The 15,090-nt window shown below is 34.2% G+C and carries 12 protein-coding genes and 1 pseudogene; 3 read left to right on the forward strand and 10 right to left on the reverse strand.

The features are described from left to right. The first annotated feature begins 79 nt into the window (after window positions 1-79). The 3 genes and pseudogenes from IGL49_RS08875 to IGL49_RS08885 all read left to right on the forward strand — a co-directional run bounded on the left by IGL49_RS08875 (window position 80) and on the right by IGL49_RS08885 (window position 2,175). Window positions 80-1,225 carry an ATP-binding protein gene (locus IGL49_RS08875; RefSeq protein ID WP_104858211.1) on the forward strand — a complete coding sequence of 382 codons (1,146 nt, stop codon included), beginning with the start codon at window positions 80-82 and terminating at the stop codon, window positions 1,223-1,225. Next, window positions 1,222-2,031 carry a TPM domain-containing protein gene (locus IGL49_RS08880; RefSeq protein WP_104854947.1) on the forward strand — a complete coding sequence of 270 codons (810 nt, stop codon included), beginning with the start codon at window positions 1,222-1,224 and terminating at the stop codon, window positions 2,029-2,031. The genes IGL49_RS08875 and IGL49_RS08880 overlap by 4 nt, the downstream gene beginning before the upstream one ends. After that, window positions 2,009-2,175, forward strand: a pseudogene (locus IGL49_RS08885) (SHOCT domain-containing protein). The gene IGL49_RS08880 and the pseudogene IGL49_RS08885 overlap by 23 nt, the downstream one beginning before the upstream one ends. Window positions 2,176-2,255: 80 nt before the next feature. On the opposite strand, the gene IGL49_RS08890 reads toward IGL49_RS08885, so the two are convergent. The 10 genes from IGL49_RS08890 to IGL49_RS08935 form a co-directional block, all read right to left on the reverse strand. Continuing rightward, window positions 2,256-2,987 carry an HAD family hydrolase gene (locus IGL49_RS08890; RefSeq protein ID WP_104870351.1) on the reverse strand — a complete coding sequence of 244 codons (732 nt, stop codon included), beginning with the start codon at window positions 2,985-2,987 and terminating at the stop codon, window positions 2,256-2,258. Window positions 2,988-3,134: 147 nt separating this feature from the next. Then, window positions 3,135-3,362 carry a hypothetical protein gene (locus IGL49_RS08895; protein WP_104855105.1) on the reverse strand — a complete coding sequence of 76 codons (228 nt, stop codon included), beginning with the start codon at window positions 3,360-3,362 and terminating at the stop codon, window positions 3,135-3,137. 87 nt (window positions 3,363-3,449) lie between these two features. Then, on the reverse strand, window positions 3,450-4,100 hold the full coding sequence (locus IGL49_RS08900; protein WP_104855104.1) for a hypothetical protein: 651 nt from the start codon (window positions 4,098-4,100) through the stop codon (window positions 3,450-3,452). Window positions 4,101-4,761: 661 nt separating this feature from the next. Further along, window positions 4,762-5,574: an ABC transporter permease gene (locus IGL49_RS08905; RefSeq protein WP_104855103.1), complete on the reverse strand. Its 813-nt coding sequence runs from the start codon at window positions 5,572-5,574 to the stop codon at window positions 4,762-4,764. Further along, window positions 5,574-6,959: an ATP-binding cassette domain-containing protein gene (locus IGL49_RS08910; RefSeq protein ID WP_174108283.1), complete on the reverse strand. Its 1,386-nt coding sequence runs from the start codon at window positions 6,957-6,959 to the stop codon at window positions 5,574-5,576. Before IGL49_RS08910 ends, IGL49_RS08905 begins: the two co-directional genes overlap by 1 nt. Next, on the reverse strand, window positions 6,943-8,082 hold the full coding sequence (gene glf, locus IGL49_RS08915; RefSeq protein WP_104855101.1) for a UDP-galactopyranose mutase: 1,140 nt from the start codon (window positions 8,080-8,082) through the stop codon (window positions 6,943-6,945). The genes IGL49_RS08910 and glf overlap by 17 nt, the downstream gene beginning before the upstream one ends. Before the next feature lie 58 nt (window positions 8,083-8,140). After that, entirely contained in the window at window positions 8,141-8,539 is a 399-nt protein-coding gene (gene cpsH / locus IGL49_RS08920; RefSeq protein ID WP_104855100.1) for a lipoprotein CpsH, read from the reverse strand. A gap of 17 nt (window positions 8,540-8,556) precedes the next feature. After that, entirely contained in the window at window positions 8,557-11,010 is a 2,454-nt protein-coding gene (gene murB, locus IGL49_RS08925; protein WP_104855099.1) for a UDP-N-acetylmuramate dehydrogenase, read from the reverse strand. Window positions 11,011-11,090: 80 nt separating this feature from the next. Continuing rightward, entirely contained in the window at window positions 11,091-13,601 is a 2,511-nt protein-coding gene (locus IGL49_RS08930) for a glycosyltransferase family 2 protein (RefSeq protein ID WP_104855098.1), read from the reverse strand. A gap of 69 nt (window positions 13,602-13,670) precedes the next feature. Continuing rightward, window positions 13,671-15,089, reverse strand: a complete 1,419-nt coding sequence (locus IGL49_RS08935; RefSeq protein WP_104855107.1) for a glycosyltransferase family A protein — start codon at window positions 15,087-15,089, stop codon at window positions 13,671-13,673. Window position 15,090: the final 1 nt, after the last annotated feature.

Genomic DNA, 15,090 nt, shown 5'->3' on the forward strand with positions numbered 1-15,090 from the left:
AGGGTCAGGCACAAGTCTACCCTTTTTCTTTGAATCAGATTCCTGTTATTTACTCACTCTATTAGAAAGGACGGTTGCAATGGAAACAACATTTACCCATAAATGCCCCAACTGTGGCGGCCCGCTCTTATTTAATCCCAAAGACCAAAAATTTCATTGTGAATATTGTTTAAATATTTACACGGAAGAAGAAGTGACTCGTTATGAGCAACAGCAACATGAGGCGCATTTAGAGAAACCCTCAACAACGACTGCCGAGGAAAATTTGACTTTCACGGCGGAAGAAGAATCCTCTACTACGCAACAAACAGAGACCACTGAGAAGGAAACAACTACAGATGCAGGCACAATGGAAATTTTTAATTGTCCAAGCTGTGGCGCTCAAATTGTCACCGATGCGACAACGGCAGCCACTTACTGTTATTATTGCCATAATCCAGTTGTCTTGGCTGGTCGATTAAGTGGCGAATTTTTACCAGAAAACGTCTTACCTTTTACAATTGAAAAAGACGAAGCGATTGAAAAATTTCTCGCTTGGACCAAGAAAAAATGGTTCATTCCTCGAGATTTTTTCAGCAAAAATCAAATCGATAAATTAACTGGAGTTTATTTCCCCTATTGGGTCGTTGATGCAGAAGTCGACGGACAACTCCAAGCTACTGGCACAAGTATTCGCATTTGGCGCGTAGGTGATATTGAATACACCGAAACAAAACGTTTCAATGTAGGGCGTTCAGGAAAATTATCTTTTAAAGAATTAGTTAAAAATGCCTTGTCAAAAAACGTCCAACAAAAAATGGTGGAAGGCGTTCAACCATTTTTAATTGATCAAGCAGTGCCGTTCAAAAGCCAATACCTAGCAGGTTTCCAAGCAGAAAAACGCGATATTGAATATGAAGCAATCAAAAAACACGTCCAACAAGAATTACAAGATTATTCGGAATCATTGTTACGGGACTCTGCTTCTGGTTATACTACGTTAACAAATGTTCGCACGGATATTTCTCTAAACCAAGAAACTAACCATTATATGCTTTTGCCAATTTGGTTAGTTACCTATCGTAGTCAGGAACAATCAAAAAAAGTTTATTATTACGCCATGAATGGACAAACAGGCAAAGTAAGCGGTGTGCTTCCAATTAGTTACACTCGTTTAGGGCTAGCGACGTTAGGCATTTTCGCTGGCCTCTTAGCACTCTTTTTATTAGGAGGGTATTTCCTATGAAAAAACGACTTTTACCTATTTTTTTCCTAATACTTCTGGCCTTTGGACTTGCCCTGCCCGTTTCGGCGGCTGAAAATTCAATTGATGACGGCGCACAATTACTGACACCTGATCAAACTAACCAACTAAAACAAGAAATACAACCTTTAGAAGAAAAAACAAAAGCCTCTGTCTTTATTGTGACCACAAATAACAATACCTATGGCGATGAACAAGAATATGCAGATCATTATCTTTTAAATAAAGTTGGCAAGGACCAAAATGCGATTCTTTTTCTCATTGATATGGACTTACGGAAAGTCTACATCTCTACTTCTGGAAACATGATTGATTATATGACGGATGCACGAATTGATGATACCTTAGATAAAGTAATGGATGGGATGAGACAAGGAAATTATTTCGCAGCTGCTCAAACCTTTGTTCAGGAAACTCAAGCGTTTGTTGACAAAGGGGTTCCTGGGGGTCACTATCGTGTGGACAGCGAAACAGGTAAAATCACCCGTTATAAAGTCATTACCCCGCTGGAAATGGTAATTGCTTTTGTTGCTGCACTGATACTCAGTTTGGTCTTCTTAGGCATCAATATTTCTAAATACCAATTAAAATTTTCAAGTTATCAATATCCCTTTAGGGAAAAAACAACGTTAAACTTAACCTCCCGCACAGACCAGTTAACCAACTCTTTCATCACTACTCGTCGTATTCCTAAAAATAATGGCGGCAGTGGCGGCATGGGCGGTGGCGGTAGCACCACCCACTCAACTGGCGGCGGCACATTTGGTGGTGGCGGTCGAAGTTTTTAGATTTTTCGAAGAAATGTTCACTCCTATAAAGAGTGATAAAGACCAACTGATTGAACCAAAGCTATCTGATTCACAAAAAAATCATCTAGCGCTATTGAAGACGTAATGACTGAATTAAGAAATTTAAAACTGTTAGTTGATTAAGGAATTCTAATAGAAGAATTTCAACAAAAGAAACAGCAATTGCTTCAATTAGATTAATAAAAAAGTCCTGAAAAGACTCATCATCTTTTCAGGACTTTTTTATTCTTGGTATTTTCCCATAATTCTTGATAGGGTATTTCATGGATATCACGAAAATAAGCTACTTCAAACTTTTCAAAATCAATTGACTGACAGTTGCCTGTTAAAACACCAATTCCTGCTTTGCCATGACAAGTTCCCATGAAAACATCCACGAGCGAATCACCCACCATAATTACTTCTGTCGGCTTCAATTGACATGACTGACAAAAGGCTTGGAGCATGTCCGCATCTGGTTTCGGTAAATAACGATCTCCTGTCGCAATAAAATCAAACATTTCTGTTAAACCAAGAGATTCTATAATCAACATAGTCGCTGGCAGAGTATCTGAAGTTGCTAATCCAATTTTATAGTTCTTCCGTTTCAGCTCAAGAAATAACTGTTTTAAATCGCCAATTGGTTCAATCTTTTTCAGATTTTTTCGTAAATAATCATAAAAAAATTGCTCCAGCCATCGACTGCTGACTCCCTGTTCGACTAATTCCTCAAACTGCGCCAATTCCTGAAACAGTTCCTGATAAAGGACTTCATCAAGTAAATGTTTTTGCAAAAAACGTTGCTCCTGAATAGCTAATATTTTTTTTATTTCTGCTGAATGATGAGGAGCTAACATACTTAGTGTTTCAAAACAAGCCTTCAAACCTGCTTGCCAAAGAGTGTCAAAACGAATACACGTACCATCTTTATCAAATAAAATTCCTCGATTTTCCATGAAAGAACACCTCAAAACGTTGGCTTTGCTTCCTATTTGTTTCTTCAAGTATACTAATCATTTATTTGATTTTGATATGCTTTTTGTATCATTTGTGTAAAAAATATATAAAAGCAACGAATTTAGAAAAATTCGTTGCTTATTTTATTAATCAATCACTTTTTTCACTTTGAATTCTTTTGTTTCATCAGATGGTTCTGTTTGATCAGCTAATTCAAATAAAATATGGGTACCATTTTCTTCATCTTCAACGATAATTAGTTTTCCTGGAATCTTTCGAGTATCTTTCGCAATTTGGGCTTCTTTAATTAATTCTTTTTGATCTCTTTTTGAAGCAAGGGCATTCCCTAAATTAAAAAAGACAGTTTCTTCCATAATTAACCACTCACTTTCTCTACTTTTCTTAAGCTAATTATAGCATATCCCTAGAAAAAGTGGCTGGTTGTGCCCTTTTACTTTCATTTAAGCATCAATAATCAAAGAATAAGCATAAGGACTTTCATAAATTCCTGAAGTGTGATAACTGAGCCTCTTTTTAAATAGTGGACCATCAATTACCAACGTATGGTACTCCCCGTTTTCTCCGCAAATATCTAGTTGATGCTCTTTAAGGTACGTGATAAATGTGTCATCTAACGGTTCTCCTAAAAATTTTATTGGAATGCCTGCCTCTTTGCTGACCGTTTTGATAATCGCTGTGTACCCTTTTGCCAAGAATTCTTTCACAAGTGCTTCGCGATTTTCCTGCCAAAGAGGTAGATGTGGTTCAAGTCCAGCGCTTAATGCCACTTGACGATCCCAAGCACCATTTTGTTCAATATCTATATCACCAAAACAAACCGTTTCTGCACCCAATATTTTGGCTTCATGCAGTGCCTCAACCACTTTTTCTGTGTAATTTGTTTCATTGTTATGTGTTATAACAAGTGGTAAATCTAACGCTTCGGCTGCTGCTTCTAAGACGGAGATTGGTACACCGTGAAACCAAGAACGATTAATTTCATCACTTAATGTTGTCACTAACGCAACTGGCTGATTTCCTGCTTGTACCAATCGATCCATCGCCAATAAACAATCTTTACCAGAGCTATAACTTAAACAAAATTTTTTCATAGATGTTCCCTCTTTTCTCTATGACTATACCTCAAAATAATAAATTCGTATACATATTTATTATTTAAGTATAACTAATGCTGAATAGTTATTTAAATCAAAACATGGTATAAAATAGAGGTAAAGCAAGCTTTATTCACTTCTTTATATCTCTTTTCAACGGATGATCAGCTGGCGGAAACCAGCTGATCTTTTTTTTTTAAATACAGCTATCTTTTGCAGTTTTCTTTTCCTCATGTTATAAAGAGATGGTAGGAAGCATTTATTCACTTCTTTACAAATCTATCTTAATCTTAGACAGTCGGCGGAAAACGGCTGTCTATTTATCTGGAAAACCTACGAACTAGTCAACTAGTGGTCAGTTGACTAGTTTTATGTTATAATAATTAGAACACGAAAAATATTTTTAAACGAACCATTCAATTGTTTTGATGATTTTATTCAAAACTGGCGTGTCTAGAGAGATACAAGGATGTATTAGAGGTAGGGAATACATCGCTTAAATGAAAAATACTTGAATACTAGAAATAGTCTGATCCAACTTTAAAATAATAATATTGATTCGTTAGATAGCCTTCTCTTCAAAGAGAAGGCTATTGTCAATTAAAGAGCAAAAACACCGTATTCTTGTTAGTATACGGTGTTTTTGCTTCTTCATATGTTACATATAATCAACGAATTTACTTCTGAACTTAACATGTAAATGAGCCCCTACGATGAATATAACTAATGTTGTTAGCCAAAAAACAATAAACTGTGGCTTATCTTCAAAAAACCATCTTTTATAGAAGAAAGTATCTCGAAATCCATTAATAATATATGCGTAAGGATTCAACATAAGAATTTTTGATAACCAAGATGGTAAATTCTTTGTACTCAAATCCCAAAAGACCCCTGACATATACATTAATACTTGGATAATAGAATTCAAGAAAATTTGATAATCCCTAATTAACGCAGCAATCGTTGAATTAATCAGACTAAAACTATATAAAAAGATAATCATCGCTACAATATAGTAAGGTAGTTGAATCCAATAAATAGAAATCTTTTCGCCTGTCGAGATTGATACAATTGCTGCTAACGTAGTGAATGCAAAATAACTTGGTAACTCAGAAAAGATTTTAACCATTGGCAATATACTTATTGGAAACTTCATTCTAGAGACCATGCCCACTTGCATATAAACAGAACTAGAAGCTTGTTTCGTTACTGTACTTAAAAAAATCCATGTACTTAATCCTACCATCAACCAAGCAATATAGGATACTCCTCCTTTTACGGTTCGAGCACCGCCAAGAGCAATCCCAAAAGCAAAATAATAGACACCTAATTGAATTAAAGGACTTAAAATTTGCCATAAATTTCCTAAGATGTGGCTTTGGTATAATGCTTTATTACTGTACTTAGCAATTCGTTGTGCAACGCCTAAGTATGAAAACTGTTCAGCTAAAATTAATTTTACCTCGCGCATTATTCAGTCACCTCTTTCAATTTCAACACTTGTCCAGGATAAATAGGTACCTCTGTGATTTCTGGATTCAACGTTTGAATTTGTTCTATAGTGAGTCCGTGATTTTCAGCAATCAAACTGACTGAATCTCCAACTTCCACAGTATACGTTGACACAGTCTGTTCGCTAGTATTATTTTCTGGTACGTTCGTTGAGCTAGACTGTGCTTCTTGCTGCTGGCTAGATTCTTTTGTTGAAGTTGGTTTAGTTTTAGTCGTTTTCACAGCGCTTGGATCCTTGCTTGCTACTTTCTCAGGAACAAATATACGTTGAATTGTTTCTGCTGGATGAACGAAGGCTGTTGTTAATGAAATACCTTTTACAAAGGTAAGACTTACATAAAAAATCATACAAAGTAGCAGAATTAACAAAGTCTTTGTTCCAAGAGTCATTTTATCCCCAATTTTATTTTTAGTAGTAAATTTAATAACTTCTTTAGTCGTCCGGCGACTGCCTACTTGTTGATTGGCTTTTTCAAGAATTGTTTCTTGAAGTTGTTCCAAAGAAAAATTCCTCTGTTTGGCCTTGCCATCTCTCTGATATGATTCTTTTTGTGGTTCAGTGAAATTGTTATAACGGTGCAAGAAAGCACGATATTCCTTTAAAATATGCTTAGTTTCACCAAACGCACGTAGGTCACCATAATGCATCCAAGCTACACGATCACAAATTTGCTCTACTTGTTGAATAGAATGAGAGACAAAAAAGATGGTTTTCCCTTGCTCTTTAAATGTAAGCATTTTTTTTAAACCTTTATTATAGAAGGTTTGATCACCTACAGATAACGCTTCATCAATCACTAAAATATCTGGATTTTGATGGACCGCAATTGAAAAACCAAGCTTAGCACGCATACCGCTAGAATAAGTTTTAACAGGCTGGTCGATAAAAACACCCAATTCTGAGAATTCAATAATATCATCGATTTTGGCATCAATTTCTTTATTTTTTTCCCCCAACATTAAACATTTCATTCGAATGTTTTCTCGACCTGTCAAATTATTGTTTAGTCCTGCACCAATCGAAATAATTGAAACTTCACCATTTATTTCAAGTTCTCCTGATGTTTGAGGCGTAATACCTGAAATAATATTTGATAAAGTGGATTTGCCTGAACCATTTAAACCAATAATACCAATCGTTTCGCCAGCATATACATCAATACTAACACCTTTTAACGCCCAAAATGTGGGAACTTTGTTTTGAAAAACACTAAAAAGTGTCTTTAATTTGTCAATACGTGTTTGTGCTAAACTATATTCTTTGGTAAGTAATTTTGTTCTGACTTTCAGTTCCTTTTCCATTTGATCCTCCGAGTCTAACCGTTCACTAGTTGGCCATTTCACTAAATTCTTTAGCGACTGCTTTCAAAGCTGCTCCGAAAACTTGATCCATATCATAGTATTGATAATTTGCTAAACGTCCACCAAAAATAACTTTTTCTTGAGCGTTTGCTTTTTCTTTATATTTTCTAAACAAAAGTGAATTTTTCTCATCATTAACAGGATAATACGCTTCTTTTGAACGATCCCAATCTTGTGGGTATTCTTTCGTCAAAATCGTTTTGTTTTCATCGGCCTTTTGATCAAAATGTCGCCATTCCATTATCCGTGTATAGGGGGTTTCCGCATCTGTATAATTAATTACGGCATTGCCTTGTGCATTGTTTGAATCTACTGTTTCATTTTCAAAACGTACTGAACGATATTCTAATTCGCCATCAGAATAATCAAAAAATGCATCAATCATCCCTGTATAAACAATTTTTGGAAACTCTGATAAGTAAGTTTCTTTCTCTGCTAAAAAGTCTTTATTCAATTGAATATCAATTAATTCACTCTCTAACAATTTATCAAACATAGCTGTATAACCGTCGACAGGTACGCCTTGATAACGATGGTTAAAGTAATTATTATCAAAAGTAAAACGAGTTGGCAAACGGCGAATAATAAAACTTGGTAATTCCGTAGCCTTACGTCCCCACTGTTTTTCTGTATAGCCTTTAATTAATTTTTCATAGATGTCTGTTCCTATCAAACGAATCGCTTGTTCTTCTAAATTTTTTGGAGCTCCTTTAATTCCAGCTGCCTCCCGCTGTTCTGAAATTTTTGCTTGTGCTTCAGCTGGTGTTTTTACCCCCCACATTTGGTAGAACGTATTCATATTGAATGGTAGGTTGTAGAGCTCCCCTTTGTAATTAGCAACTACTTGATTGATGTAGCCATTGAATTCCGTCAATTGATTGACATAAGACCATACTTCTTTATTGTCAGTATGAAAAATATGGGCACCATAGTCATGGACATTAATACCATTTTCTTTATGTGTATACATATTACCACCAATATGAGCACGTTTCTCAATAACTAATACTTTTTTTCCTCGTTTAGCTGCTTCACAAGCAAACGTTGCCCCAAAAGGTCCCGAACCAACAATTAAATAGTCATAATTTTTCGTATTGTATTTCATTTACTAACTTCTCCTAACAAAGTAACTTTCAATTTATTTCAAACACCAAATGCATTATTTATTTTTTCACTAGAGTAGCCAGTACCTTTTTCCCAACGCCTTCTTTTGTGTAAGAATATAAGTTAATTTTTTCGTTATCTTTTTCTATTTTATAAACTACAAGTGATTTCAAATTTTTTCCCTTTAAAATCACAATATTATCATTTGTAGTGGAAACATCATAAATACGTTTGCCATCCAATGTCCACACATTATCTTTAACAACTAATGTTTTCCAATCCCAATTAGCTGTTACTTGATACTCTCCATTTGCAATCAAAGGTTGTTCTGAGTTAGTACTTTTCGAAATAGTTGTCTCTTGCTTTTCTGAATATTTTTTACTAATGTAATATCCTGACCAAAAACCACAACCAATACCAATTGCTAAAGACACAATTATCGTGATTATCTTCTTCATGTCATACACTCCTCTGTTTATTTAAAAGTTAAACTTGCTTCCCACATATTTGCCCCTAAAATTCTCACTTCTGGTTTTAATAAAAATCCAGAAAATTCATAAACTTTTGCAATAATTAAATAAATTAATGCTTCATAGTCTTGAGCAGAGGCTTGCTCAACATTGATAAAGAAACCTGGATGTTTTTCAGATACTTTTACTCCACCAATTCTAGTACCAACTAAACCAGCTTGTTGAATTAATCGAGGCGCCCGTCCCCAAGTAAAAGTTGACCCATGATTTGGATGTGTCAGTGGATGCATCCTTTCTCTAATTTCGACAGTTCCTACCATATCATTTACCATGTTTTCTAAATTACCTTCTGCAATCTGTAATTTGGTTTCTAGAATAATCCACTCAGGATGATCCATAAATGAACTATAGCGATGACTAAATTGAACATCTTCTTTATTTAAAACTTTAATTTCCCCATTTTCATCTACAATCGTAGCTTCAAGAAACATACTATTAATATCCTTAACTGTTCCAGCATTCATATAAACTGCGCCACCAATGGTTCCCGGAATATTGTCTGCCCACTCTAAACCGCATTTCAAGTGTTCTAGTAGATAATAAGATGTTTCAATTAAACTAGCACCTGCCGAAACTGTTAAAACATTCCCTGTAATTTTACGATAATTCAACGCAGTCATATTTAAAGTAATCCCGCGGATACCACCATCACGAACTAAAATATTTGAACCTTTACCGATAACAGTTAAAGGAATCTGATTATTTTTAGCATATTTTACAATTAAAGCAACTTCTTCTATCGTTTTTGGAAAAATTAAAAGGTCTGCTGGACCACCAACAAAATTCGAAGCATATTCTTTTAATTCACGACCTACAAATAACTCTAAACTTGGTAATTCTTCTAAAAGATCTTGTTTCCACGAACGAATTCTCTCATTTTGCACAATTTTCATAATTAATTGTTTTCTTGTTAAAAGATTCTCGGGAATTGCTAATGCTTTCTTTTCTGTGTCTTGTTTCGGTTTAGGCTTAGGTTTTTGTATCGGATGCAAATACATAACATGTTCGATTTTTTCATCTTTCACATATTTACCGACGATTCTAAAAGGACTGAACGTTTCCTTTCCCTTAAACTTTTCACGATTAAATCTTGTGGTAACTTCACGATGATTATTCATAAAAATTAATTCTTTATCTGTTAGCTTCCAAAAGCTTTCATTAGGGTTGGAATTTTTTATCGTACCATTTGGCGATAAAACAATTGCTGCGGAAATCGGAGTAGTTGTTTTAGCTCGATAAAAATCCAAAGGTTTATTGATAATATATCGTCTAAATTCATCATATACTTCGTCTTCAGCTGGACTAAATTTACTTGTCAGCGCATCGGTTAACCACTTATCTGAAATCTCTTTTTCTCTGGCAATCTTTCCAGCGGTCTTTTGATAATCAAGTGCTAAACTAATGTTTTTATTTTCTTCAATTTCTTGTTTTGTATTTTGCTCATAGACACGTCTAGTTTCGCCAAGCTCAAACAGGTTCATCAGGCTGTTAAAGCGATCAATTCCACGTTGTTCATTATAAAAAATTGAAAAAGGTTTTTGGAAAATAGTCGCAAAAACAGTGCCATGAAACGAATCAGTAATAATATATTTTGCTTCTCGATAAACAGCTAAGAAATTTTCTGGTGTATCTTCAGAAACATATTCTACTGTATTAGGAAACGTTTTTTTCGCTAGTTCACGTCCTTTTAAAGGATTAGGCAAGACCACTAATTTCAGTCCCAATTTTTCTGCAATCGCTAGTGCTACACGAACTTTTTCCTTGTTAATATCCAAGAAAAAGACAGCCATATAATCTCCTGATTCTTGTCGTTTATACGTAGCTTGATCAGCTAAAGAATCATATTCACTTTTTTCAACAAGATAGGTTGGATCCAAAGCCTGAATAACTTCTTCTTGAAAAATGTCCTTCATAATTTGTACAGAAAAATCTTCTCTCATAGAAACATGATTAAACTGTGTAATATCTTTTTTGCGGTTTGCAACCCATTTGAGATCATATTTACTTGTATCTGCTTTTCCTAATGAAACAGAATAAGCAATTGTTTTATTACGAGGATAAACAAAATCTAAGAAATCATCGTCGTCTACCCAACCATTCCATGGGTTCCACATTTGATCAGAACCTAAAATAAAAGTATCTAGATTTTCTAAATCATTCAGTGTCGGTAACGTTTCTTTTGTTAGTTGCTCGGTATAAGGCATATTATTTTTCTTAAAAAAATTATACGCTAAAGGCATCCATGCTCGAAAGTTACTTCTATTTTTATAACCTAGTGGTCCATCAATCATAACTGTCTCGTACCCTTTATTCTGTACATATTTGTTTAGAGCATAGTACGTTAGAATTGATCCGTAATTTTGGTTATACCACCAGCCCATAATTGCTGCTTTTTTCATTTTTCCGCTCCTACTTTCTCTGTTACTTAATCTCAAGTTGACTTAATTATTCGTCCACGATTAAGAATCTTTTTTACATGTTATTTCAATAACCCTTTTGCTTTTTTAAGGCTTTTTGATACGGCTTTTTTAATTGTTGTGGGTTCATTTCCTTCAATTTTATTAATAGGTGTTAATTCGTTACTGATGCTTGTCATTGTATCTTGGATATAGCCTTGGTTTTGTCGAACGACACTAAAATGTGTTTCCCCTTCTCGAGAGGTCAAAATTCGAACACTGTAATCAAATGCTGCATATTTTTGAGTATAGCCCGCCCAAATTGTAAAAACATTGTCTACGAAAGTATAATACATATTTTCTTGTAGTAAGGTATAGCCTCTTTCCCACTCGGCTTGTAAAACAATCGATTTTAAAGTAGTACCTTCTTTTTTTATTAATAAAGATACTAATAAGCTATCATGAATTATTTTTGTATTGTCACCCATATAAACGAAATCAATCACTCCGCTAGCATTGCTTGTATCGTTATCTGCAATAATAATTGAAAACATTTCAATTGCAGTTCCATTCCCTTGGGCTTTCTCTTGTCCAAAAATTACTTTACCTCCACGCTCTTGAATATGAACATTCGGGATAATGAAGGTTTTTTTCATTCCAAAATCTTTATAAATACTTTGATATATTTCTAGATTGTATTGTAAAATATTTTGGATTCGTGTGATACGCTCTACTTGTTCTGGATCATTAGAATATTTTTCTTTTTTCACTAAGTCTAGCCCTAATTGTTGGATGTATTTCTCTTTTAATTCTTGATAGAAACGTTCTTTAAATGCTTGATCAACACGATTCATGTCAAAAATAAACCAGTTTAATGTATTAATAATTTTTAAACGATATGCTTCAATCCGATTTGGCGCATGGTGTTTTAAGTACTCCAACATTTTGTCATGTAAATTGAACTCATCACGATAATTCATTCCATACGTAGACATCAAACCATCTTGTCTAACAATTCGAGTCAACAAATATTTGTTTAGCGCAACAATTTTTTCGGTACCTAATAATGCTGTATAAGTAAAATAAGCGTCTTCACCAACAAATTGTTCTAAGTTTACCAAGTTATTTTCTTTGATGTATTCTAATAAAAATAATTTGTCATATAGATAAGGAGTTACTTCATCCAATGAAATTTCTTCACCTGACATACGTCCGCCATTAGTTAATAATGGATTGTGAACAACGTGCACTTCTCCATTCGGTAACTTTTCTTTCATGCCAAATAACAGAATATCTGTTGCACTATCATATGCACGATAATAAGCGTCTTGTAATAAATTCGCTTCAAAATGATCATCTGCATCCAGAAATTGCAAATACCGTCCTCGTGCCATCGAAATGCCCACATTTCTTGCGTGTCCAGGATTACTTTTACCAATAGAAATCCCCATAATTCTCGGATCTTTTACGGCAAATTCGTTAATGATATCCATAGTATTATCCGTAGAGCCATTCTCTACCAAAATGATTTCAATCTCACGTAAAGACTGCCCACAAACAGTTTCTAATGTTTGTCTTAAATATTTGGACGCATTGTGAATCGGCATGACAACACTAACTTTATACAGATTTTTCAAGTAGTCCTCATAATAAGCTACTGGATCATTCGCAATTTGATAAAATTGTTTAATGTATTCAAAATCGATATCATTCAGCTGGTCTATTTCTATAGCTTGTTTAAAGTCTGCAGCCACCTCTTGAATCACTTCATAAACCGACTCGTCACGTAAATGTGTTAGTTTTTCAATCGCCCAAAAGTATTTTTCGAACATTTGTTTATAAAAATAACCTTTGTAGCGTTCAAATTTATTTTGTTCAATTAAATTTGAACGAATTAGTTTAAATTGTTGAAACAAGAAAGGAACCTTTGTTGCCACATTATTTACTGTCGAATTTGGGTTATCTTGTCTATAAAAATACAAACAATCTTTAATAAAAATAACATTCTGAGATGCTGAATTGATTTTCCAAAATAGACCAGTGTCCCCATAACTTTTAATCTCCTCATCCCAAGTTACGTTTTCTTTCTCAATCATACTTTTTTTATAAATGGCATTCCATGGATAAACTTGTACAATTAAATCCGTCGTTTTTAAGTCAATCAATTGATTGTATTTATCGGGATATTGCCATAATATATCTCGCTCAACCTCTTCTTCAGAAGAAAATTCAACCCAGTTACAACGGACAACATCTGCATGATGACTTTTAGCCGTATTGTATAAACGCTCGTAGGCATGCAACGCAACATAATCGTCACTTTCAAATTCAGCAATATACTCACCTTTTGCTTCGGAAACACCTAAGTTAAAGGCTTTTCCAATCCCTCCGTTTTTAACATTGAAAACGCGAAAACGTGGATCGTCTTGTGCAATTTCTTCAATAATTTTTTGACTATTATCAGTAGAGCCATCATTAATAATTAAGAATTCAATTTCTTTTAATGTTTGATTTTTCAAACTCATTAATGCCTCTTCTAAATAGGTTTCTACGTTATAGACGGGTACAATGACTGACACTTTCACATTTTCCATAAAACAAATTTCCCTCACTTATCATTTATAGTTGTATACTCAAAATATCCTGATTTGAACGGACAAAATTTAAGCAAAAAATTTACTAAAATCTTTAACCCCAATTTCTAAATAATTATCAAAAACTATCGTAAATCTACTTTCTTTATTTGAAAATTTTTCTGGTAACTCTATCTGATAACTCGTTTCACTAATTTTTTTAAACGCCAGTCTTTGTCTTGTTTCAAAAGGATTTTTCAGCTCTTTTATTTCAAATCCTGTAATCTTTTGGTGTGTATGTACATTTAAAAAGAGCGTATTACCTTCACGATGTGTTGCTTCTGCATAAGCATTCATACGGACTGCTGGGAATCGTTTCATTAATCTCGGATAATAATAACTTTTCTCTGTTTTTGAAACATACCCAAAGCGATTGACTAACACCCAACGAATGGACTGACATTGAATAAACCAATACAAACCATCAATATCGTTAGCTTGTAAAAATGTCCAAATAATTTGGCGCACATCACTTCTAAAATACGGGCTAGGATCAAAATTTAATTTGCCTAAATACAGATCCATCTGTACTTTAAAGTCCTGTAATCGTTTTTTACCAAACGGATACCCCGTATCCCTTCGAATACAAAAATCATAGATTAGCCATTCTAAACGGCGGGCTAACATCCGCTCTTTAGACAAATCATCTGGAAACTGTTGATTGATATAACTTAACGCACGCAACCAAGAAAGCATAAATGTCCGATTAATTGATTTGCTCAAACCTTCATTATCTGCATCTCGATTTAAATAAGTCGTTAACCTTTCCCCTTGTGTAATGGTTTTTGAAAATCGCATAGCTTCATAAAAGAACAGCACATCATCAGCCACCCGTTGATTAACAAAGTGTAAATTATTATTGTGTATCAGTGAAGTTCTTAACATGATAGCTTGCGGTCCTAACCAACCATAAAATTCAGCTGGCAATTCTTGGATAGACCGATTTTTAAAAGATCCGTCCACATAATAGGGCTTACTTTTCAACATTAAGTGGCCATCCGTACTCTGTATTAAACCAGAAACAGCAAAATCATCGTGAGAGTCATCTAGTAGATCTGATAAATATTTCAATGCATTTAAATCATACCAATCATCTGCATCTAAGAAGACACTATACTCACCACGTGCATTGATAATTCCTACATTTCTTGGTCCGTGAGCGCCTCCAGTGTTTTCAAGTAGCTGATAAATTTCAATATTTGGATATCTTTCAAGATACGGCTCGATTACTTTTAACGAATGGTCTGTAGAACAATCATCAATAAACATCACTTGCAATTGCTCAATCCCAATGGTTTGTTGAACAAGAGAATCCATCATCTTTTTAAGATATGGTGCATTATTGTAATTAGCAATAATGATTGAGACTTTAGGATTTTTTGATATTTTTTCTGATGAAAACAGCTTAAATTGACTTAACTCCTTTTTCCACGTTTCATCATCTAACATA

It is taken from the genome of Enterococcus sp. DIV1337a (assembly GCF_051712285.1).
GTDB lineage: Bacteria > Bacillota > Bacilli > Lactobacillales > Enterococcaceae > Enterococcus > Enterococcus faecalis.

Excerpts from the sequence above, each read along its gene's own strand:
- IGL49_RS08890 (WP_104870351.1), bottom strand. The coding sequence starts at position 2,987 with ATGGAAAATCGAGGAATTTTATTTGATAAAGATGGTACGTGTATTCGT.
- IGL49_RS08905 (WP_104855103.1), bottom strand. The coding sequence starts at position 5,574 with ATGCGCGAGGTAAAATTAATTTTAGCTGAACAGTTTTCATACTTAGGC.
- IGL49_RS08935 (WP_104855107.1), bottom strand. The coding sequence starts at position 15,089 with ATGTTAGATGATGAAACGTGGAAAAAGGAGTTAAGTCAATTTAAGCTG.
- IGL49_RS08930 (WP_104855098.1), bottom strand. The coding sequence starts at position 13,601 with ATGGAAAATGTGAAAGTGTCAGTCATTGTACCCGTCTATAACGTAGAA.
- IGL49_RS08875 (WP_104858211.1), top strand. The coding sequence starts at position 80 with ATGGAAACAACATTTACCCATAAATGCCCCAACTGTGGCGGCCCGCTC.
- IGL49_RS08900 (WP_104855104.1), bottom strand. The coding sequence starts at position 4,100 with ATGAAAAAATTTTGTTTAAGTTATAGCTCTGGTAAAGATTGTTTATTG.
- glf (WP_104855101.1), bottom strand. The coding sequence starts at position 8,082 with ATGAAATACAATACGAAAAATTATGACTATTTAATTGTTGGTTCGGGA.
- murB (WP_104855099.1), bottom strand. The coding sequence starts at position 11,010 with ATGAAAAAAGCAGCAATTATGGGCTGGTGGTATAACCAAAATTACGGA.
- IGL49_RS08880 (WP_104854947.1), top strand. The coding sequence starts at position 1,222 with ATGAAAAAACGACTTTTACCTATTTTTTTCCTAATACTTCTGGCCTTT.
- cpsH (WP_104855100.1), bottom strand. The coding sequence starts at position 8,539 with ATGAAGAAGATAATCACGATAATTGTGTCTTTAGCAATTGGTATTGGT.
- IGL49_RS08895 (WP_104855105.1), bottom strand. The coding sequence starts at position 3,362 with ATGGAAGAAACTGTCTTTTTTAATTTAGGGAATGCCCTTGCTTCAAAA.